Origin of the sequence: Curtobacterium flaccumfaciens pv. betae, assembly GCF_026241855.1 — a bacterium.
Lineage (GTDB): Bacteria > Actinomycetota > Actinomycetes > Actinomycetales > Microbacteriaceae > Curtobacterium > Curtobacterium flaccumfaciens.
Map to the genome: position 1 here is coordinate 2,157,117 of NZ_JAPJDC010000001.1, position 26,992 is coordinate 2,184,108.

Consider the following 26,992-nt stretch of genomic DNA (forward strand, 5'->3'; position numbering starts at 1 on the left):
GTCAGTGGAAGGGGCAGCGGCCCCGGACCTCGCCACCCGAGGCCGGCTTCGTCGGCAGCCGGCGGCGGTCCACCTGCAGCCCGTCGTCGAGGATCGTCAGCCGCGGGTCGCTCAGCACCGAGACCGCGGCCGCGAGCGCGGCGACGGCGACCTTCTCGCCGGGGCACCGGTGTCCCGTGGCGACGTCGGCGCCACCGTGCGGGACGAACGTCGTGATCGCCTCGGAGTCCTCCACGCCGAGGAACCGCGACGGGTCGAAGTCGCCCGCACGGTCCCACGAGCGCTCGTCGGTGTCGGTCCCGGTGATGTCGAGCACCACGCGCCCGCCGGCGGGCAGGTGCTGGCCGTCCAGCTCGACGTCCGTGGTGGCCCAGGCAGGCAGCATCGGCACGAACGGCGCCGTCCGGCGGATCTCCTGCGCGAAGGCGACGGCGAGCGGGCCGTCGACGCGCGGACCGACGGCGAGCGGGCCGTCGACGCGCGGACCGTCGACGCGCGACCCGTCAGCGGTGTCGGCCGCCGCGCTCTCGGCGGCGATCCGTGCCCGCCACTCCGGCCGGTCGTGCAATTCCTTCGCCGCGAACGCCACGAACCGGGCCACCGCGATGGCCGGCCGGATGCTGTTCTGCAGTTCGATGCCGGCCAGCCGCGCCGGGAGCAGCGCCCCGGAGGGGTCCCGGTGCCACGCCCACTCGTGCAGTGCGGTGTGCGGCTCGGGGGTCAAGCGGCCACCGCGCACGGCCTCGACCAGCCGCCGGGCGTGCCGGTCCGACCAGTGCCGGTTCAGGACGGCCTGCAGGTACTCGGGTGAGTACGGCACCCCGAAGCCGTCGACGACCTGGGCGAGCCGTGCCGCCCACCGGGACTTCGCCGCCGGCGCCCCCGGTAGTCCGGCCCAGCGCATGACCGCACGGCCGATCGCGCCGACGGCAGCGTCGTACGCCGAGCGGGTGCCACCCGCGAGCCACGCGTCGCGTTCGGTCGCCCACTCCCGGGTCAGCAGGGGCGCGAGGCGCCGGACCTGCTCGTCCTCGTACGCGACGTCGACGAAGGTCGCCTTGCGGTGGTGGTGCTCCGCCCCGTCGAGGCTGTGCACCGACCCGACGCCGAACAGCGTCCGCTGCACGATGGCCGGCATCGCGCCGTGGCGTGCCGTGCGGTCGCCGTCGTAGAACAGCGCGACGCCCTCGGCACCACGCACGAGCAGCGCCGGACGTCCGAGCAGTCGGAAGCCCACGGCCCGCGCCCCCGGCCGGGTCCGGCGCCACAGGTGGGCACCGAACCCGTAGCCGCGGGTCAGGAGCGAGAGGGAGTCGTCGAGCGCCATGCAGCCATGCTGCCGAGCGCCGCCCGATCAGGCTCTCGGGATCCGGACCAGTCCGAGCCGCGCCACGACCTCGGCACTCTCCTCTTCGGGGGTGCGGTCGGCGGCGATCGTCAGGTGGGCCTCGTCGGGCTGCGGCGGCTCGAGCGTGGCGAGCTGCGACTGCAGCAGCGACGTCGGCATGAAGTGCCCGGAACGCTGCGACATCCGCTCCTCGATGAGCGCGCCGTCACCGGCCACGTGCACGAACACCACGCCGGGGGCCCGCAGCACGTCGCGGTACGAGCGCTTCAGGGCCGAGCAGGTCACGACGCCGTTCGTGCCGGCGTCCAGGTGTCCGCGGATCCAGCCGGCGACGACGTCGAGCCACGGCCAGCGGTCCTCGTCGGTGAGCGGGGTGCCGGCGTGCATCTTGTCGACGTTCGCCGGCGGGTGCATCGCGTCGCCCTCGGCGAACTCCCACCCGACCTGCTCCGCCACCATGGCGGCGACGGTCGACTTGCCGGACCCGGAGACCCCCATCACCACCAGGACACGTGCGTCCAGCCCGGTGTCGGCCGCCCCGGCAGCTGCGGCCGGACCGAGGTCTGCTGCGCCGCTCATCGGATGAACACCCCGGCCAGCAGGACCCCGAGCAGACCGAACACCGAGATGAGGCACTCGAGCACCGTCCACGTCTTGAACGTCTGCCCCACCGTGGTGCCGAGGTACCCCTTCACCAGCCAGAACCCGGCGTCGTTCACGTGCGACAGGAACACGGAGCCTGCACCGATCGCGAGCACGAGCAGCGACGTCATCGGCGTCGACAGGTCGGCGGCGATCGGCGCCATGATGCCGGCGGCGGTCACGGTGGCGACCGTGGCCGACCCGGTCGCCACGCGGACCAGTGCCGAGACGACCCAGGCGACGAGCAGCACCGAGACGCCGGAGTCCTTGACGGCGTCGGCGATCACGCCGCCGATCCCGGTGTCGATGAGCACCTGCTTGAAGCCACCGCCGGCACCGACGATGAGCAGCACCCCGGCGATCGGGGGCAGCGCGCTCTCGAGCGACTTCGACACCGCCGAGCGGTCCATGCCACCGCCGATCGCGAAGAAGACCATCGCGTAGACGGCCGCGATGCCGATGGCGATCATCGGCGAACCGAGGAAGTCGAGCAAGCTCACCCACGAGCCGGCGGCGTCGGGGGCGGTGGCCTCACGGATCGCCTGGGCGAGCATGAGCACGACCGGCAGCAGGATGCCGATCAGGGCGACGGTGAACGACGGGCTGCGCGGCTCGCTGATGACGCGCGTGAAGTCGCTCTTGCCGTTGGGCAGGGACGCGGTGTCCTGCGTGGCGGGGCCGCGCCGGGCCTCCCGTCCGGGGTGTGCCGGGTCGTCGGCGAAGGAGGCGGACCCGGAACCCGACCCCGAACCCGGGCCGGCGGTGGCGACCGCCCCACGCGATCCGAACATGTCGGGGACGGGGATGTCGACCCAGCGAGCCGCGAACCGGGCGAAGAGCGGGCCGGCCAGGATGATCACCGGGATCGCCAGCACGATGCCGAAGGCGAGCGTGGTGCCGAGGTTCGCACCGACGGTGGAGATCGCGACGAGCGGGCCGGGATGCGGCGGGACGAACGCGTGCATCGTCGACAGGCCGACCAGGGCGGGGACGGCGATCTTCATGATCGGCACCTCGCTCCGCTTGGCGACCAGCACGATGATCGGGATGAGCAGGACGAGCCCGACCTCGAAGAACATCGGCAGCCCGATGAGCGCCCCGATCAGGGCCATCGTCCACGGCAGCGCCGCCTTCGACGACTTCCGCACCAGGGTGTCCACGACGCGGTCCGCTGCGCCCGAGTCGACGAGCATCTTGCCGAACATCGCCCCGAGCCCGACCAGGATGCCGACACTCGTCATGGTCGCGCCGAAGCCGTCGCCGAAGCTCGTGACCGCCTTGTCCGGCGCCAGGCCCGCGCCGATCCCGACGCCGAGCGCGCCGATCGTGAGCGCGATGAACGGGTGCACCTTGAGCCAGGTGATGAGCGCGATGATCACCACGATGCCGACGAGCGCCGCGATGATCAGCTGCGGGATCGAACCGGACGGGTCGACCGTCTCGGTGGTGCCACCCGCGGCGAGCAGGTGGTCCGGGAGAGCGTGAGGCATCAGCGCCCCTTCCTGGAGTCGCTGCTGCGCGGCTCCGTCGCCTTCGTGTCGAGGGTGGACTGGCGCGACGAACGCCGACCCTCAATAATCTGATTAATCAGACTATACGACGTCGTCCCGCGCGCCAACCGCCCGTCTCCGGAGTCTGCCGCTTCGATGGGACCGGCGTCACGACGACCGCGTGACCCGTACTGCACGGAGGAAACGATGCCCACCGCACGCGGACTGCACGCCCACGTGCTCGACACCCTGGGCCAGCGGATCGTCGACGGCGACCTGGCCACAGGTGCCGTCGTCCGACCCGAACTGGTGGCCGACGAGTTCGGGGTGTCCCGCTCGGTCGTCCGCGAGGCCCTGCGCGTCCTGCAGTCTCTCGGCCTGGTCGAGCCCCGGCAGCGGGTCGGCACGCTCGTCCGCGACATCACCGCGTGGGAGCTCCTCGCCCCCACCGTGATCCGGTGGCGCGGTACCTCACCGGCGTACTTCGTGCAGCAGCGGGAGCTCGTCGAGCTCCGGCTCGGCGTCGAACCGGTCGCGGCGTCCCTGACCGCCGGCTCCGAGGGCGCGGACGCCGTGCTCGCCGCCGCCGAGGACATGCTCGACGCGTGCGGGCGCGAGGACAGCCGCGCCTACCTGGAGGCCGACGTCCGCTTCCACCGTGCACTGCTCACCGGGTCGGGGAACGCCGTGTTCGCGCACTTCGCCGGCACGGTCGAGGCCCTGCTCCGCACCCGCACGTCGGAGTCGCGCGACCCCATCACGCGCTGGACGCGCGAGGCGGCGCTCCGGCACCAGGCCGTCGGACGCGCAGCGGTCGACGGTGACGCGGACGCGGCGGCGGCGGCGGCCACCGCGCTGCTCCGCGTGACGCGCGACGAGTTCATCACCGAGGCGCCGGCGGGCTGACCCGGCCACGGCGGTCCGGCGCGGTCAGGGGACGGCCTGGAGGCGCGTGCCGGGCCCGCCACGGGCCTCCCGTCCGCCCTGCCCACGTTCGCCTGCGTGACGCGCGTCGACCGCGTCGGCTCCGTCAGCTCCGTCGGTCAGTCAGTGTCGTCGTGCGAACAGCCGCGGGCCGCGCAGGCGGAGCCGCATCGTGACGGTGCCGAGCCAGCGGTCGTACTTGTAGCCGACCTTGCCCATCCGGCCGACCTCCTCGAAGCCGAGCCGATCGTGCAGCCGGATCGACGCCTCGGCCTGGCGGTCCGCGATGACGGCGACGACCTCGCGCACGCCGGCCGACCGGCACTCGTCGAGCAGCGCCTCCATCAGCGCGCGGCCGAGCCCCTTGCCACCGGACGCGGCACCGAGGTAGATCGAGTCCTCGACGACGTGGTTCGAGCGGTCCCGGGGGTTCCACGCGTCGACCAGGGCGTACCCGAGGATCTGCCCGGCGGGGTTCTCCGCCACCAGGAACGGCAGCCGGCGCTTCCGGATGTCGTCGTAGCGCTTCTTCCACGCGGCGTACGTGAACGCCGCCGGGTCGAAGGTCACCGACGAGTTGCGGACGTAGTGCGTGTGGATCTCGCGCACGTGGGGCAGGTCCCCCACCTCGGCCGCACGGATGCGGTACTCGAAGGCGGTCTCGGTCGCCGCCGGGGCACGCAGGTGTCGCGGCAGGACCCGCCGTCGCTGGTATTCCTCCTCGAGCACGTGCCGAGCCTACTGAGCGGGCAGCGTCCAGTCGACGGGCGGTGCGCCCTGCGACTCGAGCAGCGCGTTCACCTGCGAGAACGGGCGGCTGCCGAAGAACCCGCGCGACGCACTGAGCGGGCTCGGGTGGGCCGAGGCGACGACCGGGGTGTCACCGAGGAGCGGTCGCACCGATCCGGCCTGGGCACCCCAGAGCACGGCGACCAGCGGGGTGCCACGGGCGACCAGCGCGCGGACGGCCTGGTCGGTCACCGCCTCCCAGCCCTTGCCTCGGTGGCTGCCGGCCTCGCCCGCCTGCACGGTGAGCACCCGGTTGAGCAGCAGGACGCCCTGGTCGGACCAGGCCCGCAGGTCACCGTGCTGCGGCGGGGTCACCCCGAGGTCGTCGGCGAGCTCGCGGTAGATGTTCGCCAGGCTGCGCGGCACCGGACGGACGGCGGGGTCGACCGCGAACGACAGGCCGATCGGGTGGCCGGGCGTCGGGTACGGGTCCTGCCCGACGACCAGCACCTTGACGGCATCGAACGGGGTCGTGAACGCGCGCAGCACGTCGCTGCCGGCGGGCAGGTAGTGACGGCCCGCAGTGGTCTCGTCCCGCAGCCATGCGCCGATGCGGTGCACGTCGACTTCGACGGGTGCGAGCGCCGTCGCCCAGCCGGGGTCGACCAGGTCGGCGAGCGGCCGCGGTTCCACGTCGGCTACGCGCCCATGGTGGCGACGGCCACCGACTCCTCGCCGGCCATCACGCGCCAGACGCTGCCGGTCCCCCGGACCTCGAGCGCGCCCTCGCCGACGACGAGCGTGGTGTCCTCGTCGATCGCGAGTCCGGCGGTGACGAACTCGGCCTCGGCGCTGGCGATGAGCCGCGCGAGGGTGCCGGCCTGCACCGCGTGCACGTCGATGGTCAGGTCGACCAGGCCGAGGCCCTCGCGGAGCTCGACCTCGTCCAGCCCCTCGGACGCCGCCTCGGGGCAGATCTCGACGCCGCCGATGCGCCAGCCGCCCACCAGCGCACGGTCGGCGGCGATCATCGCACCGGCCGAGTAGCCGAGGTAGGGCAGACCGTCGGAGACGAGCAGCCGGAGCTGGTCGACGAGCGGGGCGATCGCCGCCAGGTAGTCGGGGGTGACGCCGCCACCGACCACCAGGGCATCGACGTCGCTCAGGACGGTGGTGTCGAAGACCTGACCGGCCGCGACCTCGGTGACGAGCACCTCGGCCGTGCGCGGGCCGCCGAGGACCTCGGCGATGTCGGCGGTCGACGACGGGCTGCCGCCGTCCGGGCCCGCCACGGAGAGCAGGGCGATGCGCGGGACGCTCCGGCCGACCGCTGCCGAACGGGCGGTGGCCTCGGCGAGGAACGGCGCTGCGGCGTCCGAGGCGGCGAACAGACCGCCGCCGACCAGGTGGATGCTCACGACTCGGCCGTCACAGGGGCGAGTGCGCTCCACGGGAACGTGATCCAGCCGTCGACCCGACGCCACACGTGGTCGGGCTCGAGGACGGTGCCGGGCTTCGAGTACAGGCAGGCGCTCCGGACGTCGGCACCGGCGTTCCGGATGATGTCGACCACCAGGCGCAGGGTGCGGCCGGAGTCCGACACGTCGTCGACGACGAGGACCCGCTTGCCCGCCAGGCTCGGGGCGTCGAGGGCGGGGGCGAGCACGACGGGCTCCTCCAGCCGCTGCTCGACGTCGGTGTAGAACTCGACGTTGATCGAGCCGCACTCCTTGGTACCGAGCGCGTACGCCACGGCGCCGGCGATGATCAGTCCGCCGCGGGCGACGGCGACGACGACCTCGGGCTCGAAGCCGCTGGACAGGACGTCCTTGGCGAGCAGGCGTGCGGCGTCACCGAACTCCAGCCAGCCGAGTACCTCGGGCCCGCTCGTCACGGTCACGGTGGACGGAGCCGCGGGCTCGGGTTCGCTGCTGATCGGCATCCGACCACGGTACCGGCAGGGAGCCCACGCCCGCGACCCGCGGCCGCCGCCCGGGCGCTGCGCGGGTCCGGCGTGGGCGCTGCGCGGGTCCGGCGCGGGCGCCGCGCGGGTCCGCCGTGGGCGCTGCGCGGGTCCGGCGCGGGCACCGCGCGGGTCCGGCGTGGGGTCCGCTCAGCGGGGCGTCAGCGGGCCGCGCGCGAGCTTGTGCTGCGCCGACTGCGCCACCGGCCGGATCGTCACGAGGTCGAGGTTCACGTGCGCCGGCAGCTCCACGGCGTGCACGACCGCCTCGGCGACGTCGTCGGCCACGAGCGGCTCCGGCACGTCGTCGTACACCGCGGCGGCCTTCTGCTCGTCCCCGCGGAACCGGGTGAGCGCGAACTCGTCGGTCTTCACCATGCCCGGCGCGATCTCGACGACGCGGATCGGCTCGCCGTTCAGCTCGAGCCGGAGTGCGCCGACCAGGGCGTGCTCGGCGAACTTCGCGGCGTTGTAGCCGCCACCGTTCTCGTACGCGACGAACCCGGCGGTGCTGGTCACCGTGACGATGTCCGCTCCCCCGGACACGCGAGCGCGGTCGCGCAGGTGCGGCAGCAGCGCGGAGACGACGCGCTTCGTGCCGATCACGTTGACCTCGAACATGGCGCGCCAGTCGTCGACGTCGGACTCCTCGACACTCGCCGACCCGAACGCCCCACCGGCGTTGTTCACGAGCACGTCGGCACCGCCGAGGTCCGCGACCCGCGCGGCGAGCGCCGCCACGTCGTCGGCGTCCGTGATGTCGGCGACCAGCGTGTCGGCCCCGGTCTCCGCGGCGAGCGCCTCGAGCTTCGCGGCGCGGCGGGCCACGGCGAGCACGTCCCAGCCCCGTGACCGGAACAGCCGGACCGTGGCCGCCCCGATGCCCGAGCTCGCTCCGGTGACGACTGCGCGCCGTGCTGCCATGTGATCTGCCTCCTGCGTCGGTGACCGGGGCGCGTGGTGGCCCGGTCCGACCACCGTACCGAGCGGGACGCTTCCGGCACCGCACCGGGCCGTCCAGATCACGATCCGGTAACGTGACCGGCGATGACGACGGATGCCGCCCCTCCCGCCCCCTCGGCCCCGGCGACGCAGCTCGAGCCCGGTCGAGCCCCGCGCCGGATCCCGATGTGGGACACCGCGCGGTTCGTCGCGGTCACGCTCGTGGTCATCGGGCACGCGATCCAGCGGCAGACGCCGGCGAGCGAGCACGCCCTGGCGCTCTACACGTTCATCTACGCGTTCCACATGCCGGCGTTCGGCGTGATCAGCGGGTACTTCTCGTCGGCGGACACCCCGACGGCGAAGCGGATGCGCCGGACGATCACGGACATCGTGGTGCCGTACATCATCATGCAGACGATCTGGACCGTGGTGCAGGGCATCGTCGAGGGCGGCAAGGACTTCAACCCGACGAAGCCGACGTGGACCCTGTGGTTCCTGTTGGCCCTGGGCATCTTCAAGCTGATCCTGCCGTACCTGGCGCAGCTGCGGTGGCCGCTGTTCTGGGCGATCGTGTTCAGCATCGGCGTCGGCTACTTCGACAACGTCGACTCCACGCTCTCGCTCTCCCGCGCGATCAGCCTGCTGCCGTTCTTCCTGCTCGGGTGGCAGGTCAAGCAGTGGGGCGTCTTCGACCGCTGGTACGAGGCGTCCCGTCGCACGGTCGTCCGGGTGCGGATCGCCGCCGTCGTGGTGTTCGCCGCGTGGGCGGTGTCGTGCGCGGTCTGGATCCCGCAGTTCAAGGAGTTCGACCTGCACCACTGGTTCTTCTACGACGACTCCTACTCGGGGCTCGGCGAGGACGCCTGGTGGGCGGGTGCGGTGCGCTTCGGCCTGATGCTGCTCGCGACCCTGCTGACGGCGTCGTTCCTGGTGCTCATCCCCCGTCGGAACGTCTGGATCACGCAGTTCGGCGCCGCGACGATGTACGTCTACCTGCTCCACACGTTCGTCCTCTACCCGATCCGGGAGTCCGGCGTCCTGGCCGGCGAGCACTCGGCCTGGCCGTTCGTGCTCCTCATGGTCGTCATCGCGTGCGTCGTGAGCCTGTTCCTGGCGCAGCCGTTCGTGCGGCGCGGGATGCGGTGGCTGCTCGAACCGAAGGTCGACTGGCTGTTCCGCCGCGACGCGTGACATTTCCGCGCAAGCAGTCGTCTTCGCTGCGCTCAGTCGGCAGCGCGCGATGTCGCGGCAGGCCGCGACGGATCCCCCGTGGTCGCCGCCGTCAGCCCCGGGCACCATCCTGGCCGGGAGGCGCGGGGCAGCCCGGCGGGCGCGTTACGTCCCGAGGCGGGTGCGGTGGTGCGGGCCCGGCCACCTGCGTACCGTGACACCCGACGCACAGCAGCGCCGAGCCTCCGGGCCGAGCGCAGGGCGACCCGACGACCAGCCGCACCGGACAGGAGCACCAAGATGACCGAGCACGACGCCGCGCAGTGGCAGTTCGAGACCACCCAGGTCCACGCCGGCGCACAGCCGGACCCGACCACGGGCGCCCGAGCGACGCCGATCTACAAGACGACCTCGTACGTCTTCGCGAACTCGGACGAAGCACGCGACCTGTTCGCGCTCGCCAAGCCGGGCAACATCTACTCCCGGATCATGAACCCGACGAACGACGTCGTCGAGCAGCGGATCGCCGCACTCGAGGGCGGGTCCGGTGCCCTGCTCGTCGCGTCCGGCCAGGCTGCCGAGACCTACGCGGTGCTGAACATCGCGGGGGCGGGTGACCACATCGTGTCGTCGTCGTCGATCTACGGCGGCACGTACAACCTGTTCAAGTACACGCTGGCGAAGCTCGGCATCGAGACGACGTTCGTCGAGGACCAGGACGACCTCGAGGAGTGGCGCCGAGCGGTCCGCCCGAACACGAAGCTGTTCTTCGCGGAGACCATCGGCAACCCGAAGATCAACGTCCTCGACATCACGGGCGTCAGCGACGTCGCCCACGAGTCCGGCGTCCCCCTGATCGTCGACAACACGATCGCGACGCCGTACCTGATCCGTCCGTTCGAGCACGGCGCCGACATCGTGGTGCACTCGGCCACGAAGTTCCTCGGTGGCCACGGCACGGTCATCGGCGGGATCATCGTCGACGGCGGGAAGTTCGCCTGGTCGCAGCACGCCGACCGGTTCCCGGAGTTCAACACGCCCGACCCGTCGTACCACGGCGCGGTCTTCGCCGAGGCCGTCGGCAACGAGCTCGCGTACATCGTGAAGGCCCGGGTGCAGCTGCTCCGGGACCTCGGTGCGTCGAACTCGGCGGACACGGCGTTCGCGCTGCTGCAGGGCATCGAGACCCTGTCGCTCCGCATCGAGCGGCACGTGTCCAACGCGCAGGAGATCGCGGAGTGGCTCGACCAGCACCCCGACGTCGCCACCGTCGCCTACGCCGGTCTGCCGACGTCGCCCTGGTACGCCGCCGCGAACCGGTACGCGCCGAAGGGCGTCGGCGCCGTGCTGTCGTTCGAGCTCAAGGGCGGGGTCACCGCGGGCAAGGCGTTCGTCGACAACCTGCAGCTCTTCTCGCACCTGGCGAACATCGGTGACGTCCGCTCGCTCGTCATCCACCCGGCGTCGACCACGCACTCGCAGCTCACCCCCGAGCAGCAGCTCACCACCGGCGTAACGCCCGGCCTGGTGCGCCTGTCGGTCGGCATCGAGAACATCGCCGACCTGAAGGCCGACCTCGAGGCCGGCCTCGCCGCGGCCCGGGCGATCGCGCAGGAGAGCCAGCGCGCGTAGGTCCCGCGCGGCCTGCCCGCCTGCCTGGCTCCCTGCCTGCCTGCCGACGCAGAACGACAGGGTCGACGTCGTACGACATCGACCCTGTCGTTCTGCGTCGTTCCAACGCGCCCGACCCGCCCGACCTGCCCGGCGCGCCCGCGGCCCGGACACCCGGCCACGCGCCGGGCGTGACGTAACACGGCGGCGGCGACCCGCGCCTCCCGGCAGACTGGTCGCACGATGGACTGGCAGACGACCCCCGAGGACTCCGTGCCGTCCACCCTGGTGCCCGGCACCGAGCTCGGCACCCTCGGCAAGCCGCCCGTGACCGGTGCCTGGCGTCCTGGTGACCACCCGGGTGCACGCCACTTCGAGTCCCTCGGCGAGCAGTGGGTGCGCGGCGGCCGCCTGCCGTCCGTGCGCGTGGCGTACGAGACGTGGGGCACGCTCAACGCCGCCCGCGACAACGCGGTGCTCGTCCTGCACGCGCTGACCGGTGACTCGCACGTCGCGGGTGACCCCGGCCCGGGACACCGCACCGCCGGCTGGTGGGGCGACGTCGTCGGGCCCGGGCGGGCGATCGACACAGACCGGTGGTTCGTGATCGCGCCGAACATGCTCGGCGGCTGCCAGGGCACCACCGGGCCGTCGTCGGTGTCGCCGTCGGGCGCGGAGTGGGGCGCACGGTTCCCGTTCGTGACGGTGCGCGACCAGGTCGAGGTGCAGGCGCAGCTCGCCGACCGGCTCGGAATCGAGACCTTCGCGGCCGTCGTCGGCGGGTCGATGGGCGGCATGCACGCCCTCGAGTTCGCGGTCTCGCACCCGGCGCGCGTGCAGCGGCTGGCGGTCCTCGCGTCGACGGCGCAGACCACCGCCGACCAGATCGCGGCGAACTCGCTGCAGCGGGCGGCGATCCAGATGGACCCGGCGTTCGCCGGCGGCGACTACTTCGAGGCCGAGGTCGGCGAGGGACCGCACCGAGGCCTGTCGCTGGCCCGGCGGATGGCGCTCATGACGTACCGCGCGTCGGACGAGCTGAACAGCCGCTTTGCGCGGTCCTGGCAGAGCGACGTCTCCCCGCTCGGCGACGACGGCCGGTTCTCGGTGGAGAGCTACCTCGACTTCCACGGCAACAAGTTCACGCGGCGGTTCGACGCCTCGAGCTACGTCACGCTGACGTACGCGATGGACTCGCACGACGTCGGAGCCGGTCGCGGCGGGGTGTCGGCCGCCCTCGGGCTGGTGACCGCACGGACCCTGGTGGTGGGGATCTCGAGCGACCGGCTGTTCCCCGTCGAGGACCAGCACCGGATCGCCGCGGGCGTGCCGGACGCGCTCGACGGGGACACCGCAGCGGTGATCGAGAGCGAGTTCGGACACGACGGGTTCCTCATCGAGCACGAGCAGGTCGGGGCGCACCTGCGGCGGTTGCTGGAGTCCTGAGCGGGCCCGGCCGCCACCGCGGCGCGCCGAAGTCCCCCCAACGGGTGGCGCGCGTGGAATGATGGCGTGGAGCCCGGCACTGACCGACGCTCGGTTTCCCGCACCACCCAGATCGTCACCAACCAGGACATCGATGGACTTCATCGCACAGGAACGCGACCGCTTGCTGCGGTCGGCGACCCGTGTCGTGGGCATCGTCTGCGCGCTCGTCAGCGTCGTGGGCATCCTCTCCGCCGCCGCCGTGCCCACGCCGCCCCTCATCGGCGCACTCCTCTGCATCGCCGCGATGATCACCGCCCTCGTGTGCTTCGGTCGCGGCGGCGAGGTGTGGTGGACCGCCGCCATCGTCGTCGCCGGGCTCGCCACGATGGTGCTGCTCTTCACCGGCGTCGAGGACTCGGCCAGGCCCCTCATCGCCAGTGCCGTCATGCCCCTGGCCGCCGGCGGACTCTCGGCACCGCTGATGGCACAGCGCGGGCACCCGGTCGGTCTCGGCATCACCATCGCCGGTGGCGGCGCCGTGGTGGTGCTCATGGTGTGGGGGTCGGGCTCGCTCCTGTCGACCCCGGTCAGCGGCGCACTGCTCGGGTGGATCCTGATGGCCGTCGTGGCGATCTGGATCTCGCGCAGCATCCCCCGCGTCGCCCGCCGCATCTACAGCATCGGCACCGCCCACCGCGCCGAACGGCAGGCCAGCGAGACCGAGGCGCAGCGCCGCCAGGGTGCCCGCCTGCTGCACGACACCGTGCTCGCGACCCTGACGCTGCTGGCGCACTCCGGCGTCGGCGTCTCCGAGCAGGCGATGCGCGAGCAGGCCGCCGAGGACGCCCGACTGCTGCGGCACCTGCGCCTCGGTGCGACCCCGCAGCCCTCGCAGTCCGGTGACTACTCGCTCACCCGCGAAGAGGAGTCACCGCTCGGGCAGACCCTCGAGTCGGTCAAGCAGCGCTTCGGCCGGATGGGGCTCGAGGTCAGCTGGCACGGCACCGGGCAGGTCCTGCTGCCATCGAACGTGCTCGACGCGTTCCTGCTCGCGCTCGGCGAGTGCCTCGAGAACGTCCGTCGGCACGCCGGCGTCGGCGAGGCCCACGTCACGATCGTCCACGACAACGAGGTCGTCCGCGCGATGGTCACCGACTCCGGCGTCGGCTTCGACCTCACCACCGTCAGTGCCGAGCGACTCGGCTTCAAGGAGAGCGTCGTGAACCGCCTGCGCGAGGTCGGCGGCGACGCGAAGCTCTTCTCCGCGCCGGGCTCCGGCACCACCGTCGTCCTGGAGGCACCGCGATGACCCGGGTCCCCGAGGACACCATCGGCCGCCGTCTGCCCGGCGAGACCGCACCACCAGCACCCCGGACCCGTCGCGAGGCGCGCGAGCGGTACCGGACGAGCGAACGTCGCCAGGCCCGAGGGCTCCCGTCGACGTCCACCGGTGCCCGGTCCCTGCGGCAGGCCGCGAAGCCCGGCGCCTCGCTCGGTGCCGGCTACCTCGGCCTCGGCGCCGCGGTCCTCACCGCGATCGAGGCCCTCGCCGGCATCGTGTTCTTCCTGGTGCGCTGGAACGAGTACTCCGACCCGTGGTTGCCCGCCGTCGCCTGGGGGCTCTACGTCGTCGCCGCCGTCGGGGTCGGCCTCAGTGTCCTGACCTACGGCGAACGACTGACGGGTCCGGCGTTCGCGTTGATCTGCGTCGTGCTGGCCTGCGTCGTCACGCTCGACTTCATCGGCATCTGGCCCGAGCACGACATCGCGCACACCGCCACGGCGTCGATGGCCGCGGGCTTCGCGCTGCTGCCGATCGCCACGCTCCGCCCCGCCCGCGAGGTCGCCGTCGCCATCGGCGTGCTCGGCATCGCGTTCATCGTGATGGCCGTCGCGTCGACGCCGATCACCAACGACACCATGCCCGGCATCGTGTCCCTGCTGTCGCTCGTCGTCGTGCCGCCGGCGCTCGCGCTGTACGTCGTGCAGCGGTTCCGACAGCTCGTGCAGCGCGAGCTCGACCGGGTGCTCGTGCAGAGCAACGTGCAGGCCCCGCAGTTCGCCGTCGGCATGCTCGCCTCGGACGAGCTCGCCCGGCTCGACCTGGCCGCGGAGAAGCTGCTCGACGCCGTCGCGAACGGCACCGACCCGCTGCCGTTGTCCGACGCCTCGAGCTCGGTCGCCGCGTCACTCGCCACCGAGCTCCGCCTGCACCTGATCGAGGGCCGTCGCGAGACCTGGCTCTACCACGCCATCACCGAGTCCGACCACCTCGGTCGCTCGGTGAGCGTCGCCGACCCGACGGCCCTGGCGGGGCACCTCTCCCCCACCCAGCGCGACGGGCTGCTGCAGGCGATCTGGCAGATGGTCGGCGACGGCCGCACCGCCCAGCCCGGTATGCCCGTCGTCTCCGTCACGCTCGGCCCGATCGGCTCCGACGGCCATCCGGTCAGCGACGACACCATGGACGTGCCCGTCGTCATCGAGTCCCGCGGGGTGCCCCGGCGCAGCCTCGGCCCGACGGCCTGGAGTGCCCTGCAGCGCATCGGCCCGTACACCGAGACCGTCCGCGACGGCGCGCTGCACATCGTCGCGCACTGCGTCGTGAACCGACATCCGTCGATGTAGCCGCCGGACACCCGCACGCCTGACCGACTTCCGGCCCGGATCCTCCTAGGATCGGCCGAGCAATCCGCACCGAGAAAGGACGCCAGCATGGCGACTCCAGAGGAACCGATCCGACTCGCACTGGTCGACGACCACAGGATGCTCCTCGGCGCGCTCACGGAGTGGATCCGGAACGCGGCCGACGACATCACCCTGGTGGCCGCCGTCACGACCTGGCCCGAGCTCCTGACGAGCCCGGCGTTCCCGGTCGACGTGGTGCTGCTGGACCTGGACCTCAAGGACTCCATCCCGGTGTCGCTGAAGATCTCGACGCTCAAGACCGCGGGCGTCAAGACCGTCGTGATGAGCACGTACTCGGAGCCGAACGTCGTGCGCGAGGCCCTCGGCGCCGGCGCCCTCGGGTACCTCGTCAAGAGCGAGGACGCCGACATGATCGTCGAGGCGATCCGCTCCGCCCAGCGCGGCGAGCAGTACGTCTCGGCAGAGCTCGACCTCGCCATCAACAGCGGCGACGTCGGCGGTGTGCCGAAGCTCAGCGCCCAGGAGCGTCGTGTGATGGCCCTGTACGGCGGTGGTGAGCCCGTCAAGAGCGTCGCCTACCAGCTCGGCATCTCCGAGGAGACGGCGAAGAGCTACCTCAAGCGCATCCGCGAGAAGTACCGCGTGGCCGGCTTCGACGTGGGTACGAAGGTTGCGCTCCGGAAGCGTGCGATCACCGACGGCATCATCGTGCAGGACGGCAGCCCCCTGGGGCTCTAGCGCGCGTCGCGCGTTGCGCTTCGTGAGCAGCAATGGTCGGGTCCCGTCACGGGACCCGACCATTGCTGCTCACCATGTGCGGTGGCCGCACCACACGACGGACGGGAGGCCCGTGGCGGCGTCGCCACGGGCCTCCCGTCCGGTGGGTGCGTGCGCACACCCCGCGTGTCAGGCCGTCGGGACCGGTGCGGTGATCGGACCGGTGGACGGTGACGAGGAGCGGACCGCGGCACGACGGGTGCTCCGCCGCTCGACCGCGTAGCTGACCATCGTCACCAGGACGCCGAGCAGCGCCAGGCCGATGCCGAGCCAGCCCGGTGCGAGGAACCCGAAGCCGGCGGCGATGACCGCGCCGCCCAGGGCCGCACCGATCGAGTTGCCGATGTTGAACGCCGAGTGGTTCAGCGCCGCCGCGATCGTGCGGGCATCCCCGGCGACGTCCATCAGGCGCGACTGCACCGCCGGCGGGATCGCCGACGAGGTCGCCCCGAGCAGGAACGCGCCGAGCAGCATGCCCCAGAGCCACTGCGCCGTCAGGACGGTGATGAGCAGGGCGCCGATGAGCGCGAACATGCCGACGTAGATCGTGCGCTTCACACTGTGGTCAGCCAGGTGTCCGCCGAGCACCCCGCCGACGACCATGCCGATGCCCACGACGACGAGCACGATCGGCACGAACGACTCGGGCATCCCGGTGACGTTCTGCACGAGCGGCGAGATGTACGAGTACACCGCGAAGAACCCGCCGAACCCGACGGCGCCGAGGCCCATCACGATCCACACCTGCGGCACGCGGAACGCCCGGAGCTCGCGGCCGATCGTGGCGTGCTCGTCGCGGGCGCTCTTCGGCACGAAGGCCGCGACGGCCAGGAACGTCAGGGCGAACAGCGCGGCGACGACGCCGTAGGCGACCCGCCACCCGGCCACCTGTCCGACCCACGTGATCGCCGGGACCCCGACGACGTTCGCGACCGACAGGCCGAGCAGCACCATGGCGATGCCCTTGCCGCCCTTGCCCGGGCCCATCATGTCGCCGGCGACGATCGACGCGATGCCGAAGTAGGCACCGTGCGGCAGACCCGCGACGAAACGGGCGACGAGCACCAGACCGAACGAGGGCAGCAGCGCGCTCGCGATCGTCGCGACGACGAACCCGACGAGCAGTACGAGGATCAGGCCCTTGCGCGGGAACCGGGCGGACATCGCCGCGATGGTCGGCGCACCGACGACGACCCCGAGGGCGTACGCGCTGACGAGCCAGCCGGCGTGGGCGATCCCGGCGTCGGGATCCATGCCGTACTGCTCGGGGAGCAGGGCCTGCGCGATGTTCGGCAGCAGCCCCATCGCGACGAACTCGGTCGAGCCGATGGCGAACCCGCCGAGGGCGAGCGAGATGAGCGCGAGGGTGCGACGCGCAGGCGTGAGCTGTGACATGGGGCCTGTTCTCGTGCGGGCGGAGCGGGACGACGGTGCAGCACCCCACCGGACGGGGCGGCCGTGATGTCCTGGTCCATCGAGTGTAGACCGCTCCAACGGACCAGCGAAAGCCCGCCGGAGGTCAGGCTGCCTGGCGCTCCGTCGTGCGGGTCCGTGCCGGGGTCTGCTCGGGCAGCTCGTCGCGGTGCACCCATCCGGTGCCGCACTCCGCGCAGGTCGCCCAGGCGTTGTCGCCGTGTTCGTCCGTGTCGATGACGACCGTTCGCAGGTCGCAGTCGGGGCACCAGCCGTCGTGCATCATCACGCGCTCCTCGTCGTCTCAGAGGCCACCCGATGTGGCTCGATGCAGACCATGAGACACCCGACCACCGACATCCGAGGGACCGCTCCGGCGTGTCGTCCGTGCCGCCGCGGGCTACTCGCCGAGCGCGGCCTCGAGCCGTTCGAGCTTGCCGTCGATCTCGCCGGTGTGCCCGGGGCGGATGTCGGCCTTGAGCACGAGCGACACCCGCGTGCCGTACGCACCGACGGCCTCGGTGGCGCGCTTGACGACGTCCATGACCTCGTCCCACTCCCCCTCGATCTCGGTGAACATCGACGAGGTGCGGTTCGGCAGCCCGCTCTCGCGCACCACACGTACGGCGGCCGCGACGGCGTCGTGCACGGACCCGTCGGACGTTGCAGCGGGACCACCGGACGGAGCGACGGAGAAGGCGACGATCATGCGTCCATCCTGCCCGGCTCGGGCTGGTCGTGCACGGACGGCGACGAGCGCGCCGACACCCGTCCGGACCCCGCGCGACGCCCCATCCGCACCAGCACGACGACGCTCCACACCAGGATCGCCACCTCGAGCACGTTCCGCACCGTGAGCACCACGAGGATCCACGGCTGCACGCCGAGCAACTGGTCGTAGTAGCCCGGGTAGACCACCTGCGTGAGCAGGGCCATCGGCAGCGCGAGCACCGCGATGGGCACGAACCGACGCGCACTCGGGGTGCCCGCCGCGAGCCCCCACACGATCGGCACCGCGAACCAGCCGATGTACTGCGGCGACCCGACCTTGTTCGTCGCGATGAGCGCCGCCACGAACAGGAGCGCGAGGACCGGTGCGAGCTCGGCCCGACGGGCACCGCGGTGTGCGGCCCAGAGCGCGATCACGACCCCGGCCACCACGACGACGGCCATCAGCGGCGTCGACACCGCGGCGGCGACCGACGTGCCGGCACCGGACACCTCGAAGGTCAGGATCTCCTGGTCGTAGAACACCGCCGCTCCGGGGACACCGAACGCAGCAGCCCACATGAAGGGTGTCGCGAGCGGCGACTCGATCTGCAGGGCACGACCGGTCTGCTCACCGACGAAGGACAGCAGGTACGGCGCACCGCCCCACAGCACGTCGACGAGCACGATCAGGGCGCTCAGCACCAGGGCTCCGGCGAGCACACCCCGGCGGTGTCCGCGTCGCAGGAGCAGCAGCACCGCGACGAGCGCCGCGGGCCACACCTTCGTCCACGCGCCGGCAGTGAAGAGCGCGGAGGCGACGGCCGGCCTCGAGGCGACGAACGCCACGCCCACCATCGCGAACACCGTCGCGACGGTGTCGATCCGACCGAGCGCGATCGGCCCGAGCGCGAGCAGGAACAGCAGCCACCACCAGACGACCCGCACGCCGTGCACGCCGAAGCGGTCGGACGACCCGACGCGGGCCCGGAACCGCCACAGGAACGCGCACGCCACGGCGTCGAGCAACACCATCAGCAGCAGCCAGCCGGTGCCGATGGACTCGACTCCCCCGAGCGCCGCGGCCGCCATCGGCACGATCGCCAGGATCGGGTACACCCAGGCGCCGTCGACGCCGACCCAGAAGTCCGCGGTCCGCCCGGTCTCGATCCAGCGGCTGTAGGTGATGGTCACGTCACCGAGCGGCAGGTTCGCCGACACGAGGGTCAGCCACCACAGGAACCCGTGCACGGCGACGAACGCCAGGACGAAGCCGGCGAGTTCGAGCCACCGGGTCGAGGTCCTCTGCACCGGACGAGCGTAGCGGCCGGACCGGGGGCGATCGCTGCCACGATCTCAGGCTCTCCCGAGCATGACGTGTCACCGTTCAGTTCGTGACCTCCGACACCCCGCGCAAGCGCCGCAAGGCCGTCATCTGGATCTCCGTCATCGCCGCCGTGGTCGTCCTCGGCGTCGTGGGTGCGGTGGTCTTCACGAACGTCTACACGAGCACCGAGAACGCGAAGGCCTCGGCCGCGCCGTCCGTCGCCGCCACCCGCGAGGCCTCCACCCTCGACGGCACGGACCTGTCCGGCGAGTGGACGGTCGGCGGCGACTCGGAGGCCGGGTACCGCGTCCACGAGGTCCTGAACGGCTCCGACGTCACCGTCACCGGCCGCACCGACAGCGTCGCCGGCACCGCGACCGTCGACGGCACGAGCATCACCGCCGCGAAGATCACGGTGCAGGTCGCCGACATCACCACCGACTCCGACCAGCGCGACGCCTACTTCCGCGACTCCGCGATGGACGCCGCGGCCTTCCCCGAGGCCACCTTCGAACTCACCACGCCGATCGCCGACGCGGTCCCGAGCGGTTCCGACACGACGACCGTGACGGCTCCGGGGAAGCTCACCCTGCACGGCGTCACGAAGGACGTCACCGCGAAGCTGCAGGTCGGCCTGAACGGCGACGGCGTGGACATCTCCGGTTCGGTCCCGATCACCTTCTCGGACTACGGCGTGCAGGCCCCGAGCCTGGGGTTCGTCAAGGTCGACGACGCCGGTTCCGTCGAGTTCCTGGTGCACGCGACCCCCGCGAGCTGACGTCCGCGACGCGCGTCGCGCCCTTGACGTGACCGCAATCGGACGGGAGGCCCGTGGCGACGCCGCCACGGGCCTCCCGTCCGTCCCACGCTCGCGTCGACAACAAGCGACACCACCGACGTCGTACGACACCGACACTGTCGTCACCCCGCGCCCGCAACGAACGACGAAGTCGATGTCGTACGACCTCGACGCTGTCGCTCCCGCGCACCCGCAACAGTCCGCGCCTGCAGCGAACGACGAAGCCGATGTCGTACGACGTCGACACCGTCGTTCCACACCGACGACTAGCCGCGCGCGTCCCCGTCGACGACCAGGTCCCGCACGACCCCCGGCAGCTCGGCGATGAGCGTCGTCATCGGGAACGGTCCGCCGCCGGACGCCCGCCGCGCCGCGAGTCCGTGCACCACGGCGGCCGACGCGGCCAGGTGCGCGAGGTCCGACGGCGTGAGCAACGACCCGGCCGCTTCGACGGAGCCCTGCCGCGCGGCGACGAGCGCCCCGAGCACCCCACCCAGCACGTCCCCGGCACCGGCCGCCGCGAGCCACGGCGTCGCGGACGCAGCCACGAGCCGCACCGACCCGTCCGGGGTGATCACGTGGGTCCGCTCCCCCTTGAGCAGCACGACGCTGCCGGTCTGCTCCGCCGCTCGGAGCGCCGCCGCGGCCGGGTCCTGCTCGATCTCGACGCGATCGACCCCCAGGAACGATGCGAGCTCACCGGCGTGCGGGGTGAGCACGGCGAGCGGCCCGAGGTCGACGAGCGGGATCGCCCCGGCGTCGACGACGACCGGGACGCCGTCGTCGGAGGCGTGCGAGAAGCCCGACGCCGTCGTCTCGTCCAGGTCACCGAGCGACGGCGCCGAGACCCCGGAGCCGACGAGCCAGGCCTGCACGCGGCCGACACCGGACACGACCTCGGGGCGGCGGGTGAGCACGTGGTCGGTGGCGCGTGACGGCCCGACGTACCGGACCATGCCGACGCCGGTGTGCACGGCGGCGTCGACCCCGAGCACCGCGGCGCCGGGGTACTGGTCGGAGCCGGTCGCGACGCCGAGGACCCCGCGGCGGTACTTGGTGGACTCCCCCGTCGGCGCGGTGACCCACGCGGCGGCATCGGACGGTCGGAGGGGCACGAAGTCGTTCACCGGCCCCACGTTACGGTGGAGCGCATGAGCCTGTTCCTGCCTGGTCGCGTGGTGGTCTTCGACTACGGCGAGGTGATCAGCCGGACGCCGCACGCCTCGCGGGACGCCCTCGTGGCCGCCACCGGGGTCCCGGCGGACGAGCTGTTCCCGGTGTACCAGGAGCTCCGGCACGACCTGGACCGCGGCGACCTGTCCGTCGTGGCGTACTGGCGTGCGATCGCGGAACGGACCGGACGGACCTGGAGCATCTCGGAGATCCACCGGTTCTGGGCGATCGACTTCACCGGGTGGTTCGAGGTCGAGCCGGAGACCCTCGAGATCGTCGAGGAGCTGCACGACGCCGGCACCCGTGTGGCCCTGCTCTCGAACGCGGGCTTCGACTTCGGTGACCCGTACCGCCGCTCCCCCATGGGCTCGCTGTTCGAGACCGTCGTGGTGAGCGCCGAGGAGCACGTCCTGAAGCCCGCGGCATCCATCTACCGCGACACCTGTGCGCGCTTGGGAATCGACCCGGGTCAGATGGTGTTCGTGGACAACAGGGCCGAGAACGCCACCGGTGCGGAAGCGATCGGGGCGGTCGGCCACCACTACACGTCGCCGGCGTCGCTGCGGTCGTTCCTGACGGAACTGGCCGAGGCGCCGGCACCCGTCCTCTGAGGAGCCCGCGTGACGCACGCCCTGTTCGACCCGATCACCGTCCGTGACCTGACCGTCCGCAACCGCATCTGGGTCTCCCCGATGTGCCAGTACTCGGTGGACCAGCAGGACGGCGTCCCGACGCCGTGGCACCTCGTGCACCTGGGCGGGTTCGCCAAGGGCGGCGCCGGCGCGGTCGTGGTCGAGGCGACGGGTGTCGTGCCCGAGGGACGGATCACCCCGCAGGACCTCGGGCTGTGGAACGACCAGCAGCGCGACGCGTTCAAGCCGATCGTCGACTTCCTGCACGAGCAGGGCGCCGCGGCGGGCATCCAGCTGGCACACGCCGGCCGCAAGGCGTCGACCTACCGCCCCTGGGACACCACGCACGGCACCGTCCCCGCCGACCAGGGCGGCTGGACCACGGTCGCTCCGTCGGCCGTGGCCTTCGACGGCTACGACGTCCCGCGCGAACTCGCGGTCGAGGACATCCGCGTCGTCGCCCTCGCCTTCGCGCAGTCCGCCCGCCGCGCGGTCGAGGCCGGGTTCGACCTGGTCGAGATCCACGCGGCCCACGGCTACCTGCTGCACCAGTTCCTCTCGCCGCTGAGCAACCAGCGCACCGACCAGTACGGCGGCTCGCTCGAGAACCGTGCCCGCGCGCTGCTCGAGGTCGTCGACGCCGTGCGCGCCGAGGTCGGCGAGGGCTTCCCGATCGTCGTCCGGTTCTCGGCCACCGACTGGGTCGACGGCGGGCTCACGCTCGACGAGACCACAGTCGTCGCCCGCTGGGCCGCTGAGCACGGTGCCGACCTGGCCGACGTGTCGACCGGCGGCAACGTCGCGAGCGCGCCGATCCCGGTCGGCCCCGGCTACCAGGTACCGCACGCCGCAGCGATCAAGCGCGACGCCGGCATCCCGACGATCGCCGTGGGCATGATCTCCGAGGCGTTCCAGGCCGAGCAGATCGTCGCGACCGGCCTGGCCGACGTCGTGATGATCGGTCGCGAGATGCTCCGCGACCCGTCGTTCGCGCTCCGTGCCGCCGTCGAACTCCGCGTGCCGGTCGACTACGAGCCGCAGCAGTACCACCGCGCGCGGATCACGGCCTAGGCGCGGTCGCTTCTGTACGGATTCACGGTTCAGCGACCGCGCAGGCAGTACGATTGGCAGCACTGTGGACGATCCCCCGAATAGTTCTTCGCCTCACTCATCCGCCGCTCACTCGGTGAGCTGCACGTCATCCCTGTGCGCGAACGGGGGTGAATCATGAGTCCGATCGACATCGTCATGCTGATCGGCGGCATCCTGCTGACCCTCGGCACGGGTGTCTTCGTCGCGTCCGAGTTCGCGCTGGTCAACCTCGACCGCGCCGACGTCGAAGCGCGGCGCGACCGCGGTGAAGCCGGCCTCGCACCGGTCATCGGCGCGCTGAAGGTCACCTCGACGCACCTGTCCAGCGCACAGCTCGGCATCACGCTGACCACGCTGCTGACCGGTTACCTGCTCGAACCCTCGATCGCGAAGCTGCTCGATGCGCCGTTCCTGGCGATGAACCTGCCAGAGGGCATCGTCGAGACCGTCGGCTCGATCGTGGCGCTCGTCATCGCGACCCTGCTGTCGATGATCCTCGGCGAACTGGTGCCGAAGAACTTCGCGCTCGCGCTGCCCCTGCAGACCGCCAGGCTCGTGGTCCCGCTGCAGATCGCGTTCACGACGGTCTTCAAGCCCGCCGTCGCGCTGCTGAACGGCACCGCGAACGCCGTGCTCCGGTCGCTGGGCATCGAGCCGCAGGAGGAACTCTCCGGTGCCCGCAGCGCCGAGGAACTCACCTCGCTGCTGCGCCGCTCGGCCTCCGAGGGCTCGCTCGAACAGGACACCGCGACGCTCCTCGAGCGCACCATCTCGTTCTCCGAGCTGAGCGCCAGCGACGTGATGACCCCGCGCCCGAGGCTCTCCACCATCCGCGTGTCCGAGTCCGCCGAGGACGTCATCGCCCTTGCGCGCAAGACCGGCTTCAGCCGCTTCCCCGTCATCGAGGAGGACGCGGACGACGTCGTCGGCATCGTGCACGTCAAGCAGGCCGTCGCCGTGCCGCGCGAGAAGCGTCCGGAGGTCCCCGTCGGGGCCCTCATGACCGACGCCGAACGCGTGCCGGAGACCATGCCCGGCGACACCCTGCTCGCCGAGGTCCGCGGCCGCGGCTACCAGATGGTCATCGTCGTCGACGAGTACGGCGGCACCGCCGGGGTCGTCACGCTCGAGGACCTGATCGAGGAGATCGTCGGCGAGGTCTCCGACGAGCACGACCGCGCCCGCATCGACGTGGTCCGCTCCCGTGACTGGCTGACGTTCCCCGGTCTGCTGCGTCCCGACGAGCTCGAGGACCGCGCCGGCGTCAAGGTGCCCGAGGAGGGCCCGTACGAGACCGTCGGCGGGTTCGTCATGTCGACGCTGGGCCGCCTGCCCGTCGTCGGCGACGAGGTGCCCCTGGACGGCGGGGTGTTCCGCGTCGAGCGGCTGGACGGCCGTCGGATCGACCGCATCCGCTGGACCCCGACGCGGCCGTCGACCGACACGGCGGCGACCGCGATCATCATCCCGTCCACCAAGAGCACCCCGACCACCACGACGAAGGGCAGCACCCGATGAGCTCCGATTGGTGGGGCATCTTCTGGCTCGTCGTCCTGTTGATGGGCAACGCGTACTTCGTCGCGGCGGAGTTCGCGGTCATCTCGGCACGTCGCTCGCAGATCGAGCCCCGCGCCGAAGAGGGCTCGAAGGCTGCGCAGATGACGCTGTGGGCGATGGAGCACGCCACCCGCATGCTCGCCACGACCCAGCTCGGCATCACGGTCTGCTCGCTGCTCATCCTGAACGTGTCCGAGCCGGCGATTCACCACCTGCTCGAGGTCCCGCTGCACCTGACCGGCTGGAGCGCCGAGGTGATCGGCACCGTGGCCTTCGTGTTCACGCTGCTGCTCGTGTCGTTCCTGCACGTGGTGTTCGGCGAGATGGTGCCGAAGAACATCTCGTTCTCGATGCCGGACCGCGCCGCGCTGCTGCTGGTGCCGACGCTCTGGTACATCGGTCACGGCCTGCACTGGGTCATCGTCGGCCTGAACGAGGTCGCGAACGCCGTGCTGCGGCTGTTCCGCGTCGAGCCCAAGGACGAAGCGGTGAGCGCCTTCACGGTGGAAGAGGTGCAGACCATCGTGGAGCAGTCCCGCCGCGAGGGCACCCTGACCGACGACGGCAAGCTCGCCCTGGCGTTCGAGTTCACGGAGAAGAAGGTCCGCGACGTCGCCGTGCCGATGGCCGAGCTCGTCACCCTGCCCGACGACGCCACCCCGGCCGACGTCGAGCACGCCGTGGCGCAGCGCGGGTTCTCCCGCTACGTGCTCGTCGGCGAGGACGGCTCCCCCACGGGCTACGTGCACGTGAAGGACGTCATCGACCTGCGGCCGGACGAGTTCGACGACCCGGTGCCGCCGAAGCGCATCCGCCAGCTCATCTCGCTCTACACCGAGATGGACCTCGAGGACGCGCTCGCGACCATGCGGGCCGCCGGGCGCCACGTGGCCCGCGCCTTCGACGCGGACGGCCGCACGATCGGCGTGCTGTTCCTCGAGGACATCCTCGAAGAACTGGTGGGCGAGGTCGAGGACGCGACCCGACGCCGGTAGACGCACCGGCAGACGGACGGGAGGCCCGTGGCGACACCGCCACGGGCCTCCCGTCCGTTCGTGGTCGCGACCAGGGCGACGCGCGCCCCGTCCGCGCTACCAGCTGACGGGCAGGGGCTTGCCCTCCTCGTACCCGGCGGCGGACTGGATGCCGACCAGCGCGCGCTCGGAGAACTCGGCGAGGGACGACGCGCCCGCGTAGGTGGCGGAGCTGCGGACGCCGGTGGTGATCATGTCGAGCAGGTCCTCGACGCTCGGACGCTCCGGGTCGAGGTAGATCGTCGACGACGAGATCCCCTCGGCGAAGAGCGCCTTGCGGGCCCGCTCGTACAGGTCGAGACGCTCGAACCGCTCACGCACGGCCTTGGCCGAGGCCATGCCCCAGCTCTCCTTGTACGCCTTGCCCGCGGCGTCACGACGCAGGACGCCCGGGGCCTCGAGCGTGCCGGCGAACCACGAGCCGATCATCACGGCGGACGCCCCGGCTGCCAGCGCGAGGGCGACGTCGCGCGGGTAGCGCACCCCGCCGTCCGCCCAGACGTGCGCGCCGAGCGAGCGGGCCGCCGCCGCGGTCTCGAGCACGGCGGAGAACTGCGGACGACCGACGGCCGTCATCATGCGGGTCGTGCACATGGCACCAGGCCCGACGCCGACCTTGATGATGTCCGCTCCGGCCCCGACCAGGTGCGCGACGGCGTCGGCGGTGACGACGTTGCCGGCGACGAGCGGGATGCCGAGCTGCAGCGACGCGACGGTGCGGAGTGCACGGAGCATGCCGTCCTGGTGGCCGTGCGCGGTGTCGAGGACCAGGACGTCCACGCCCGCGGCTGCCAGTGCCTTCGCCTTGGCGGCGACGTCGCCGTTGATGCCGAGCGCGGCGGCGACCCGGAGCCGGCCGGAACCGTCGACGGCGGGCGTGTAGATGTCGGAGCGGATCGCGCTCGTCTGGCTCGTGGTACCGACGACCCGGCCGTGCCGCATCACCGGCGCGAAGTCGACCTCGGCGGCCGAGAGCACGTCGTACACGTGCCGGGGCGTGCCGGCGTCCTCGGCGTCGATCGCGGTCGAGGCGCCGTGCAGCAGGTCGCCGAGGACGGCGTCGGGGCCGGCGGTGCCGAGGCGTGTCGCGGGCACGCAGCCCAGGTACTCCCCGTCGGCGTCGCGGACGACCACACCACGGCCGGCCACCGGCAGGAGCTGCTCGAGGGCCTCGGCGACGGTGGTCTGCGCCCCCATGTCGTAGGCGGTGTCGAAGTCGACCGGCTGGTCCTTCACCCAGCGGATCGCGGCGTCGAGGTCCTGCAGGTGCATGTCCTGCGGCAACACGCCGAGACCGCCGCGGCGGGCCAGGGTGGCGGCGAGCCGGGGGCCGGTGACGGAGTTCATGTTGGCGCTGACGATCGGGATCGTGGCACCGCTGCCGTCGTTCGCCGCGAGGTCGACGTCGAAGCGGCTCGTCACGCCGGAGCGGCTCGGGACGAGGAAGACGTCGGAGTAGGTCAGGTCGTGCGTCGGCCGCGTCTCGTAGAACCTCATGCGCTCCACTGTACGGCTCCCGTCAGGGCCCCGACCGGGTGCTCGGGGGCTGCCGACTCGCGCCGCGGCTGACACGGAACGGAC

26 protein-coding genes are annotated in these 26,992 nt (G+C 72.0%); 12 read left to right on the forward strand and 14 right to left on the reverse strand.

Annotation, left to right across the window (positions count from 1 at the left end; genetic code table 11):
• Position 1: 1 nt before the first annotated feature.
• The 3 genes from ORG17_RS10165 to ORG17_RS10175 are packed head-to-tail and all read right to left on the reverse strand — an operon-like array spanning position 2 to position 3,480.
• A complete protein-coding gene (locus ORG17_RS10165; RefSeq protein ID WP_214527561.1) occupies positions 2 to 1,327 on the reverse strand; it encodes a cytochrome P450 in 1,326 nt (441 codons plus the stop codon).
• Positions 1,328 to 1,354: 27 nt separating this feature from the next.
• Entirely contained in the window at positions 1,355 to 1,927 is a 573-nt protein-coding gene (locus tag ORG17_RS10170; RefSeq protein WP_138803627.1) for a gluconokinase, read from the reverse strand.
• On the reverse strand, positions 1,924 to 3,480 hold the full coding sequence (locus ORG17_RS10175) for a GntP family permease (RefSeq protein WP_071244816.1): 1,557 nt from the start codon (positions 3,478 to 3,480) through the stop codon (positions 1,924 to 1,926). The genes ORG17_RS10170 and ORG17_RS10175 overlap by 4 nt, the downstream gene beginning before the upstream one ends.
• 207 nt (positions 3,481 to 3,687) lie before the next feature.
• Between ORG17_RS10175 and ORG17_RS10180 the strand changes: the two genes are divergently transcribed.
• Positions 3,688 to 4,386 (forward strand): FadR/GntR family transcriptional regulator, encoded by a 699-nt coding sequence (locus ORG17_RS10180; RefSeq protein WP_214527560.1) that lies wholly within the window; start codon positions 3,688 to 3,690, stop codon positions 4,384 to 4,386.
• 141 nt (positions 4,387 to 4,527) lie between these two features.
• Here ORG17_RS10180 and ORG17_RS10185 read toward each other — a convergent pair whose 3' ends face one another.
• The 5 genes from ORG17_RS10185 to ORG17_RS10205 form a co-directional block, all read right to left on the reverse strand.
• Complete coding sequence (locus tag ORG17_RS10185; protein WP_214527559.1) at positions 4,528 to 5,133, reverse strand: GNAT family N-acetyltransferase; 606 nt, start codon at positions 5,131 to 5,133, stop codon at positions 4,528 to 4,530.
• Between the two features lie 9 nt (positions 5,134 to 5,142).
• Positions 5,143 to 5,826: a uracil-DNA glycosylase gene (locus tag ORG17_RS10190; RefSeq protein WP_214527558.1), complete on the reverse strand. Its 684-nt coding sequence runs from the start codon at positions 5,824 to 5,826 to the stop codon at positions 5,143 to 5,145.
• Between the two features lie 5 nt (positions 5,827 to 5,831).
• Positions 5,832 to 6,551: a Type 1 glutamine amidotransferase-like domain-containing protein gene (locus ORG17_RS10195; RefSeq protein WP_111056349.1), complete on the reverse strand. Its 720-nt coding sequence runs from the start codon at positions 6,549 to 6,551 to the stop codon at positions 5,832 to 5,834.
• The gene (locus ORG17_RS10200; protein WP_051596753.1) at positions 6,548 to 7,075 is read right to left on the reverse strand and encodes a phosphoribosyltransferase; all 528 of its coding nucleotides are present in this window, start codon (positions 7,073 to 7,075) and stop codon (positions 6,548 to 6,550) included. The genes ORG17_RS10195 and ORG17_RS10200 overlap by 4 nt, the downstream gene beginning before the upstream one ends.
• 171 nt (positions 7,076 to 7,246) lie before the next feature.
• Positions 7,247 to 8,020: an SDR family oxidoreductase gene (locus ORG17_RS10205; RefSeq protein ID WP_214527557.1), complete on the reverse strand. Its 774-nt coding sequence runs from the start codon at positions 8,018 to 8,020 to the stop codon at positions 7,247 to 7,249.
• Positions 8,021 to 8,143: 123 nt separating this feature from the next.
• Between ORG17_RS10205 and ORG17_RS10210 the strand changes: the two genes are divergently transcribed.
• The 6 genes from ORG17_RS10210 to ORG17_RS10235 all read left to right on the forward strand — a co-directional run bounded on the left by ORG17_RS10210 (position 8,144) and on the right by ORG17_RS10235 (position 15,637).
• Positions 8,144 to 9,232, forward strand: coding sequence for an acyltransferase family protein (locus ORG17_RS10210; protein WP_214527556.1), 1,089 nt, complete (start codon positions 8,144 to 8,146; stop codon positions 9,230 to 9,232).
• A 279-nt stretch (positions 9,233 to 9,511) separates the two neighbouring features.
• Entirely contained in the window at positions 9,512 to 10,843 is a 1,332-nt protein-coding gene (locus ORG17_RS10215; RefSeq protein WP_071404574.1) for a bifunctional o-acetylhomoserine/o-acetylserine sulfhydrylase, read from the forward strand.
• 222 nt (positions 10,844 to 11,065) lie between these two features.
• On the forward strand, positions 11,066 to 12,268 hold the full coding sequence (metX, locus tag ORG17_RS10220) for a homoserine O-acetyltransferase MetX (RefSeq protein ID WP_214527555.1): 1,203 nt from the start codon (positions 11,066 to 11,068) through the stop codon (positions 12,266 to 12,268).
• Positions 12,269 to 12,401: 133 nt separating this feature from the next.
• Positions 12,402 to 13,559: an ATP-binding protein gene (locus ORG17_RS10225; protein ID WP_214527554.1), complete on the forward strand. Its 1,158-nt coding sequence runs from the start codon at positions 12,402 to 12,404 to the stop codon at positions 13,557 to 13,559.
• On the forward strand, positions 13,556 to 14,878 hold the full coding sequence (locus ORG17_RS10230) for a hypothetical protein (RefSeq protein WP_214527553.1): 1,323 nt from the start codon (positions 13,556 to 13,558) through the stop codon (positions 14,876 to 14,878). The genes ORG17_RS10225 and ORG17_RS10230 overlap by 4 nt, the downstream gene beginning before the upstream one ends.
• Before the next feature lie 87 nt (positions 14,879 to 14,965).
• Positions 14,966 to 15,637: a response regulator transcription factor gene (locus ORG17_RS10235; RefSeq protein WP_017888182.1), complete on the forward strand. Its 672-nt coding sequence runs from the start codon at positions 14,966 to 14,968 to the stop codon at positions 15,635 to 15,637.
• 168 nt (positions 15,638 to 15,805) lie between these two features.
• Here ORG17_RS10235 and ORG17_RS10240 read toward each other — a convergent pair whose 3' ends face one another.
• The 4 genes from ORG17_RS10240 to ORG17_RS10255 all read right to left on the reverse strand — a co-directional run bounded on the left by ORG17_RS10240 (position 15,806) and on the right by ORG17_RS10255 (position 19,108).
• Positions 15,806 to 17,071: an MFS transporter gene (locus tag ORG17_RS10240; protein WP_214527552.1), complete on the reverse strand. Its 1,266-nt coding sequence runs from the start codon at positions 17,069 to 17,071 to the stop codon at positions 15,806 to 15,808.
• Between the two features lie 124 nt (positions 17,072 to 17,195).
• Entirely contained in the window at positions 17,196 to 17,375 is a 180-nt protein-coding gene (locus ORG17_RS10245) for a hypothetical protein (RefSeq protein WP_214527551.1), read from the reverse strand.
• Positions 17,376 to 17,489: 114 nt separating this feature from the next.
• The gene (locus ORG17_RS10250; RefSeq protein WP_017888186.1) at positions 17,490 to 17,798 is read right to left on the reverse strand and encodes a thiamine-binding protein; all 309 of its coding nucleotides are present in this window, start codon (positions 17,796 to 17,798) and stop codon (positions 17,490 to 17,492) included.
• The gene (locus ORG17_RS10255; protein WP_214527550.1) at positions 17,795 to 19,108 is read right to left on the reverse strand and encodes a glycosyltransferase 87 family protein; all 1,314 of its coding nucleotides are present in this window, start codon (positions 19,106 to 19,108) and stop codon (positions 17,795 to 17,797) included. The genes ORG17_RS10250 and ORG17_RS10255 overlap by 4 nt, the downstream gene beginning before the upstream one ends.
• Positions 19,109 to 19,191: 83 nt before the next feature.
• Here ORG17_RS10255 and ORG17_RS10260 point away from each other — a divergent pair, with 83 nt between their 5' ends.
• Positions 19,192 to 19,902, forward strand: a complete 711-nt coding sequence (locus tag ORG17_RS10260) for a YceI family protein (RefSeq protein ID WP_027465827.1) — start codon at positions 19,192 to 19,194, stop codon at positions 19,900 to 19,902.
• Between the two features lie 287 nt (positions 19,903 to 20,189).
• Here ORG17_RS10260 and ORG17_RS10265 read toward each other — a convergent pair whose 3' ends face one another.
• On the reverse strand, positions 20,190 to 21,050 hold the full coding sequence (locus ORG17_RS10265) for an ADP-dependent NAD(P)H-hydrate dehydratase (protein WP_214527549.1): 861 nt from the start codon (positions 21,048 to 21,050) through the stop codon (positions 20,190 to 20,192).
• A gap of 24 nt (positions 21,051 to 21,074) precedes the next feature.
• On the opposite strand from ORG17_RS10265, the gene ORG17_RS10270 reads away from it, so the two are divergent.
• The 4 genes from ORG17_RS10270 (at position 21,075) to ORG17_RS10285 (ending at position 25,372) form a co-directional block, all read left to right on the forward strand.
• Positions 21,075 to 21,707 carry an HAD family hydrolase gene (locus ORG17_RS10270; RefSeq protein ID WP_071244826.1) on the forward strand — a complete coding sequence of 211 codons (633 nt, stop codon included), beginning with the start codon at positions 21,075 to 21,077 and terminating at the stop codon, positions 21,705 to 21,707.
• Positions 21,708 to 21,716: 9 nt separating this feature from the next.
• Entirely contained in the window at positions 21,717 to 22,799 is a 1,083-nt protein-coding gene (locus tag ORG17_RS10275) for an NADH:flavin oxidoreductase/NADH oxidase (protein WP_027465830.1), read from the forward strand.
• A gap of 156 nt (positions 22,800 to 22,955) precedes the next feature.
• Positions 22,956 to 24,338, forward strand: coding sequence for a hemolysin family protein (locus ORG17_RS10280; RefSeq protein ID WP_214527548.1), 1,383 nt, complete (start codon positions 22,956 to 22,958; stop codon positions 24,336 to 24,338).
• Positions 24,335 to 25,372, forward strand: coding sequence for a hemolysin family protein (locus ORG17_RS10285; protein ID WP_027465832.1), 1,038 nt, complete (start codon positions 24,335 to 24,337; stop codon positions 25,370 to 25,372). Before ORG17_RS10280 ends, ORG17_RS10285 begins: the two co-directional genes overlap by 4 nt.
• Before the next feature lie 96 nt (positions 25,373 to 25,468).
• Here ORG17_RS10285 and guaB1 read toward each other — a convergent pair whose 3' ends face one another.
• Positions 25,469 to 26,908 (reverse strand): GMP reductase, encoded by a 1,440-nt coding sequence (gene guaB1, locus ORG17_RS10290; protein WP_214527547.1) that lies wholly within the window; start codon positions 26,906 to 26,908, stop codon positions 25,469 to 25,471.
• Positions 26,909 to 26,992: the final 84 nt, after the last annotated feature.

Bases quoted from the DNA above. Each gene is read 5' to 3' on its own strand.
- ORG17_RS10165 (WP_214527561.1), bottom strand. From the start codon at position 1,327: ATGGCGCTCGACGACTCCCTCTCGCTCCTGACCCGCGGCTACGGGTTC.
- ORG17_RS10170 (WP_138803627.1), bottom strand. From the start codon at position 1,927: ATGAGCGGCGCAGCAGACCTCGGTCCGGCCGCAGCTGCCGGGGCGGCC.
- ORG17_RS10175 (WP_071244816.1), bottom strand. From the start codon at position 3,480: ATGCCTCACGCTCTCCCGGACCACCTGCTCGCCGCGGGTGGCACCACC.
- ORG17_RS10180 (WP_214527560.1), top strand. From the start codon at position 3,688: ATGCCCACCGCACGCGGACTGCACGCCCACGTGCTCGACACCCTGGGC.
- ORG17_RS10200 (WP_051596753.1), bottom strand. From the start codon at position 7,075: ATGCCGATCAGCAGCGAACCCGAGCCCGCGGCTCCGTCCACCGTGACC.
- ORG17_RS10205 (WP_214527557.1), bottom strand. From the start codon at position 8,020: ATGGCAGCACGGCGCGCAGTCGTCACCGGAGCGAGCTCGGGCATCGGG.
- ORG17_RS10210 (WP_214527556.1), top strand. From the start codon at position 8,144: ATGACGACGGATGCCGCCCCTCCCGCCCCCTCGGCCCCGGCGACGCAG.
- ORG17_RS10215 (WP_071404574.1), top strand. From the start codon at position 9,512: ATGACCGAGCACGACGCCGCGCAGTGGCAGTTCGAGACCACCCAGGTC.
- metX (WP_214527555.1), top strand. From the start codon at position 11,066: ATGGACTGGCAGACGACCCCCGAGGACTCCGTGCCGTCCACCCTGGTG.
- ORG17_RS10225 (WP_214527554.1), top strand. From the start codon at position 12,402: ATGGACTTCATCGCACAGGAACGCGACCGCTTGCTGCGGTCGGCGACC.
- ORG17_RS10230 (WP_214527553.1), top strand. From the start codon at position 13,556: ATGACCCGGGTCCCCGAGGACACCATCGGCCGCCGTCTGCCCGGCGAG.
- ORG17_RS10235 (WP_017888182.1), top strand. From the start codon at position 14,966: ATGGCGACTCCAGAGGAACCGATCCGACTCGCACTGGTCGACGACCAC.
- ORG17_RS10240 (WP_214527552.1), bottom strand. From the start codon at position 17,071: ATGTCACAGCTCACGCCTGCGCGTCGCACCCTCGCGCTCATCTCGCTC.
- ORG17_RS10245 (WP_214527551.1), bottom strand. From the start codon at position 17,375: ATGATGCACGACGGCTGGTGCCCCGACTGCGACCTGCGAACGGTCGTC.
- ORG17_RS10250 (WP_017888186.1), bottom strand. From the start codon at position 17,798: ATGATCGTCGCCTTCTCCGTCGCTCCGTCCGGTGGTCCCGCTGCAACG.
- ORG17_RS10270 (WP_071244826.1), top strand. From the start codon at position 21,075: ATGAGCCTGTTCCTGCCTGGTCGCGTGGTGGTCTTCGACTACGGCGAG.
- ORG17_RS10280 (WP_214527548.1), top strand. From the start codon at position 22,956: ATGAGTCCGATCGACATCGTCATGCTGATCGGCGGCATCCTGCTGACC.
- ORG17_RS10285 (WP_027465832.1), top strand. From the start codon at position 24,335: ATGAGCTCCGATTGGTGGGGCATCTTCTGGCTCGTCGTCCTGTTGATG.
- guaB1 (WP_214527547.1), bottom strand. From the start codon at position 26,908: ATGAGGTTCTACGAGACGCGGCCGACGCACGACCTGACCTACTCCGAC.